The organism is Pseudomonas sp. F01002 (assembly GCF_004402115.1).
GTDB classification, from domain to species: domain Bacteria; phylum Pseudomonadota; class Gammaproteobacteria; order Pseudomonadales; family Pseudomonadaceae; genus Aquipseudomonas; species Aquipseudomonas frigoris.
On sequence record NZ_SOPU01000022.1, the window covers coordinates 20,455 to 26,251 of the forward strand.

Genomic DNA, 5,797 nt, shown 5'->3' on the forward strand with positions numbered 1-5,797 from the left:
AACAAACCGACCCTGCTGCTCTCTGTCCCTGGCCGGGCCGATGACAACAAGGACTGCCTGATTACCCGCCTGCAGGAAAACGGCTACCCGGAAGCGCGAATCGTCCATCGTCTGGACTGGGAAACTTCCGGCATTATTCTGTTGGCCCGTGACCCGGACACTCATCGCGAGCTATCTCGGCAATTTCACGACCGCGAAACCGAAAAGGCCTACACCGCCCTGTGTTGGGGCCAGCCGGAACTGGACAGTGGCAGCATCGATCTGCCCTTGCGCTACGACCCGCCGACCAAGCCACGCCATGTGGTGGACCATGAATTCGGCAAACATGCCCTGACCTTCTGGCGCGTGCTGGAGCGTTGCGGCGATTGGTGTCGTGTCGAGTTGACGCCGATCACCGGCCGCTCCCATCAGTTGCGCGTGCACATGCTTTCCATCGGCCACCCACTGCTGGGTGACGGGCTGTATGCCCACGAGCAAGCACTGGCCGCCTGGCCACGACTATGTTTGCACGCGAGCATGCTGAGCTTCACTCACCCGCAAAGCGGCGAACGCTTGCGCTTCGAGTGTCCTGCTCCTTTTTAAGCAACCGCCGAACCAAAAACGCCCTTCCATTGAAGGGCGTTTTTTTTATTTCTTGTTACAAATCGACGTGAAAATGGCGTAAAAATATTGTCATCAATTTGTAATGAAACGTAAAATGCCATCACTTTGATAGCAGGCAGGAAGCCCTCGTGCTCAGCAACAAGACATTCCAAGACGACTACCCTTTCACCTTCCGCCTTTTCAACACCACGCTACACCTTAGCGAGCAGCCTTCAGCCGAAGCACAACAGGCACTTGAACACCTCATACACAAACGACGCGCCCGCAAGCTCACCCGTGCGAGTGCGCCTCTGGCCTCCGGCGATACGCCGTTGTTTGCCAAGGTCCAGCCGCTGGATACCTTGAAGGCAAAAGTGCGGGTCACCTTTGGCAAACCACAGCGCAATGGCCGATTCGATTGGCCGCTGGAAGAGTTGATCAATACGCTCGAAGCACAACGCCGTGGCGTACAAATGCCGCTGCTGCAAGGATTCGGTTACACCAAGGACCGACTGGGGCTGACCCAGGAGTATTTCATTATCACGCGTCTGCTCGACGATCATATCGACGGTGTGCAATGGCTTAAACGCAACCCGGACAGCGTCGAAACATTCATTCTCGATGCCTTCGAATTGCTGAGCTCCTTGTCGCGCAAGAACATCACGCACATGGATTTCTGGGCCGGCAACATCATGATCCCGCAAACGCCGCGGACCCAACTCAAAGCCATCGACTTTGAAAACTGCTTTGCCGGCCAGACAAACCATCAAAGCGAAACCCTCGGTTTTCAACTGGGCTTCTTCTATCGCCGGGACATCTACAAGCTCATCACCGAAGCCGCCTATGACCGCCTTGTGGACGACTATATTCGGCAGATCCCCGGCATCTCGATGGAAAAATTCAACGAGGTGTACCTCGCGAGCAAACATGAATATGTCGGCCGCAAGCAACGTCGCGAAGTGTTCCTCAATGGCAAGCTGATCACCGGTTGACTCATCCTCCTCGCCAATCGGCAGCTGGCGTACGTCGAACGGCATTGTCTCTGCAATGCCGTGAGCCAATACGTTAAACTTGCGCCATTGCTGTCTGGAGCTACTTATGCGCGAAGAGTTGAACCAAGGCCTGATCGATTTCCTCAAGGCCTCCCCTACCCCATTCCATGCCACCGCCAGCCTTGTTCAGCGCCTGGAAGCGGCGGGTTATCAACGCCTTGACGAGCGCGAGCCATGGACCACCGAAGCCAACGGTCGTTACTACGTCACCCGTAACGACTCGTCGATCGTTGCGTTCAAGATGGGCCGTCATTCGCCCCTGCACGGCGGCATTCGCCTGGTTGGCGCGCACACCGACAGCCCATGCCTGCGGGTCAAACCCCAGCCGGAACTGCAACGTCAGGGCTTCTGGCAACTGGGCGTCGAAGTCTATGGCGGCGCACTGCTGGCGCCATGGTTCGACCGCGACCTGTCCCTGGCCGGCCGCGTGACCTTCCGCCGTGACGGCAAGGTCGAGAGCCAGCTGGTCGACTTCAAGGCGCCGATCGCCATCATCCCGAACCTGGCCATTCACCTGAACCGTGAAGCCAACATGGGCTGGGCGATCAACGCCCAGACCGAACTGCCGCCGATCCTTGCGCAATTTGCCGGTGACGAGCGCGTGGACTTCCGTGCCGTGCTCACCGACCAACTCGCCCGCGAACACGGCTTGAACGCCGACGTGGTGCTCGACTACGAGCTGAGCTTCTACGACACCCAAAGCGCTGCGGTCATCGGCCTGCATGGCGACTTCATTGCCGGGGCGCGCCTGGACAACCTGCTGTCGTGCTATGCCGGCCTGCAAGCCTTGCTGACCACCGAAACCGACGAAACCTGCGTGCTGGTCTGCAACGATCACGAAGAAGTCGGTTCCTGCTCGGCCTGCGGCGCCGACGGCCCGATGCTGGAGCAGACACTGCGTCGCCTGCTGCCAGAAGGTGATGAGTTCGTGCGCACCATTCAGAAATCCCTGCTGGTCTCGGCTGACAACGCCCACGGCGTGCACCCCAACTACGCCGACAAGCACGACGCCAACCACGGCCCGAAACTCAACGCCGGCCCGGTGATCAAGGTCAACAGCAACCAGCGCTACGCCACCAACAGCGAAACCGCCGGGTTCTTCCGCCACCTGTGCATGGCCGAAGAAGTACCGGTTCAGAGCTTCGTGGTGCGCAGCGACATGGGTTGCGGCTCGACCATCGGCCCGATCACCGCCAGCCACCTGGGCGTGCGCACCGTGGACATCGGCCTGCCAACCTTCGCCATGCACTCGATCCGTGAACTGTGCGGCAGCCATGATCTGGCGCACCTGGTCAAAGTGCTGAGCGCGTTTTACGCCTGCCGCGAGCTGCCGTAATCCGTGTAGGAGCTGGTAGGAGCTGGTAGGAGCTGTCGAGAGAAACGAGGCTGCGATCTTTTGATCTTGTTTTTAAATAGCAAAGTCAAAAGATCGCAGCCTCGTTTCACTCGACAGCTCCTACACTTTCAATACCCCTTTCGACAAGGCAGTCGCTCATGATCTCGTTGTCTTCGTTTCACGCCATGCTGATCCCGATTCTTGCCGGGATGATCATGCTGGCAATCGGCTTCAATTTTCGCGACAAAAACGTCGGCGTGTTCGCGATGTGGATCGGTATGTTGATGATCCTCGCCACCGTGATTTTCAAGATCCTCGCCAAACTCAACGAATAAATCCTGACCCTGGCTCGCATTGATTTTGACGGGCTCGTACACTCGGTCGATCCGCTCATCCCGAGGTTGACCGCCTAGTGTTCGCTCGTCTTTTTGCCCTGCCGTGTTTGTTCCTTGTCTGCCTCATGACGCTGCTGCCTATGGCGCCCGCCCAGGCGGTCGGCTTGCCCAGCCTGCTCAACAGCTCGGCAAAACAGCCAGAGGCGCAAGAGCCCTTGGGGCAATCCCTGGACGAAGTCATCAAGTCGCTGGAGAACGATCAGCAACGCTCCAAATTGCTGGCGGATTTGAAGAAGCTGCGCGATATCACCAAAAAGGCCCAGCCAGTCACCGAAGTAGGCGTCCTGGGACTGATCGGTGGCACCCTGGCCAGTTTCGAAAAACAGTTTTCAGGCGCGGACAGCCCTCTCACTCGCTGGTCCGAAGAATTCAAACTGGCTGAGGATGAACTGACAGCGCTGGTGCTGCCGACCAATGAATGGCTGCCGATCATCTTTGCCTTCGCCATGATCCTGATGGTCTGGAGTTTGCTCGCCGCCGCGTTGATCTGGCTCGGCCACCGAGTACGCATGCGCTTTGGCCTGACCGAAGAACTGCCGCAGCACCCCAAGGCCCTGGACATGTTGCGCTTCGCCCTGCGCAAACTCGGGCCGTGGCTGATTGCCTTGGTCATGACGGTCTACATGAGCTACGCCCTGCCCTCGTCACTGGGCAAAAGCCTGGCCATGGTGCTGGCTTATGCGCTGGTGGTTGGCACCTGTTTTTCGGCGATCTGTGTGATCGCCTTTTCGGTGCTTGACGGCCCACACCGCCACCGCGCCCTGTACATCCTGCGGCATCAAGCCTTTCGGCCGCTGTGGCTGATCGGCAGTTTCGCCGCCTTCGGTGAAGCCCTGAGCGATCCGCGACTGGTCGAAAGCCTTGGCAGTCATCTGGCGCACACCGCCGCGACAGTCGCCAATGTACTGGCAGCGTTGTCCACTGGGCTGTTCATCCTGCGGTTCCGTCGCCCCATCGCCCACTTGATTCGCAACCAACCGCTGTCCCGGCGCCTGACTCGCCGCGCCCTCAGCGACACGATCGAAATTCTCGGGACCTTCTGGTACATGCCGGCGCTGGTGCTGGTGGGGATTTCCCTGTTCGCCACGTTCGTCTCGGCCGGCGATACCAGCACCGCACTGCGTCAGTCGCTGATCTGCACCGTGCTGCTGGTGTTGTGCATGGTCATCAACGGCTTGGTGCGCCGCCATTCACTCAAACCACAGCGCAGCGTGAAGCGTCATGCACTGTATTCGGAGCGCCTGAAAAGCTTCTTCTACACACTCGCCCACTTGGTGGTGTGGCTGGCGTTCATCGAACTCGGCCTGCGGGTCTGGGGCATGTCGCTGATCCGCTTCACCGAAGGCGAAGGCCATGAAGTCAGCGTCAAACTGTTCAGTCTCGGTGGCACGCTGATTTTTGCCTGGCTGATCTGGATTCTCAGCGACACTGCCGTGCACCACGCCCTCACCCGCTCGCGCAAAGGCCTGGCAAATGCCCGCGCGCAGACAATGATGCCGCTGATCCGCAACGTGTTGTTCGTGGCGATTTTCATCATTGCTCTGATCGTCGCCCTGGCGAACATGGGCATGAACGTCACACCATTGCTGGCCGGTGCCGGCGTGATCGGTCTGGCCATCGGTTTCGGTGCACAGTCGCTGGTGGCGGACCTGATCACCGGGCTGTTCATCATTATCGAAGACTCGTTGGCCATCGACGACTACGTCGACGTCGGCGGCCACCTGGGCACCGTCGAAGGATTAACGATTCGCACCGTGCGCCTGCGGGACATCGACGGCATCGTCCACACCATTCCGTTCAGCGAAATCAAAAGCATCAAGAACTACTCCCGGGAATTCGGCTACGCGATTTTCCGGGTGGCGATACCTTCCAACATGGACATCGATAACGCGATCAAACTGATGCGCGACGTCGGTCAGAAGATGCGCACTGATCCGCTGCAACGGCGCAACATCTGGTCGCCACTGGAGATTCAGGGTGTCGAGAGTTTCGAGTCAGGCAACGCGATTCTTCGCGCCCGGTTCAAGACCGCGCCGATCAAGCAGTGGGAAGTGTCCCGCGCGTTCAACCTGTCACTCAAACGACACCTGGACGAAGCCGGGCTCGATCTGGCGACGCCACGCATGAGCGTGCATGTGGTGACGGCGGGTGGCGGGTCGGTAGTGGAATAACCCTTCTGGCTCACACTGATAGACCGTCGATACTCGATCCCTGTAGCAGCNGTTCGGCTGCGAAGCAGTCGCTAATCCTGTCACCGCGGTGTATCTGAAAGAGCAAGGTGTCTGATTTCACGACTGCTCCGCAGCCGAACGCAGCCTCGCAGGCTCGACAGCTGCTACAAACGGCAGGCAAAAAAAATCCCCGAACCAGTCGGGGATTTTTTATGTTCGATCAATCAGCCCGAGAGCGGATCAATCTTCGCGGTAGCGACG

At 58.7% G+C, this 5,797-nt stretch carries 5 protein-coding genes (1 of these 5 cut by a window edge); all 5 read left to right on the plus strand.

Annotation, left to right across the window (positions count from 1 at the left end; translation table 11 throughout):
* Positions 1 to 582, plus strand: the 3' portion of a protein-coding gene (locus E3W21_RS18730) for an RluA family pseudouridine synthase (RefSeq protein WP_134421403.1). It extends 60 nt beyond the left edge of the window; the window shows 582 of its 642 coding nt (coding positions 61-642); the start codon falls outside the window, past its left edge; its stop codon occupies positions 580 to 582.
* A 149-nt stretch (positions 583 to 731) separates the two neighbouring features.
* Positions 732 to 1,574: a hypothetical protein gene (locus E3W21_RS18735; protein WP_134421404.1), complete on the plus strand. Its 843-nt coding sequence runs from the start codon at positions 732 to 734 to the stop codon at positions 1,572 to 1,574.
* A gap of 106 nt (positions 1,575 to 1,680) precedes the next feature.
* Positions 1,681 to 2,970, plus strand: coding sequence for a M18 family aminopeptidase (locus tag E3W21_RS18740; protein WP_046047516.1), 1,290 nt, complete (start codon positions 1,681 to 1,683; stop codon positions 2,968 to 2,970).
* Positions 2,971 to 3,128: 158 nt separating this feature from the next.
* Complete coding sequence (locus E3W21_RS31200; RefSeq protein WP_165353224.1) at positions 3,129 to 3,305, plus strand: hypothetical protein; 177 nt, start codon at positions 3,129 to 3,131, stop codon at positions 3,303 to 3,305.
* Positions 3,306 to 3,382: 77 nt separating this feature from the next.
* Complete coding sequence (locus E3W21_RS18745; protein WP_134421405.1) at positions 3,383 to 5,536, plus strand: mechanosensitive ion channel family protein; 2,154 nt, start codon at positions 3,383 to 3,385, stop codon at positions 5,534 to 5,536.
* Positions 5,537 to 5,797: the final 261 nt, after the last annotated feature.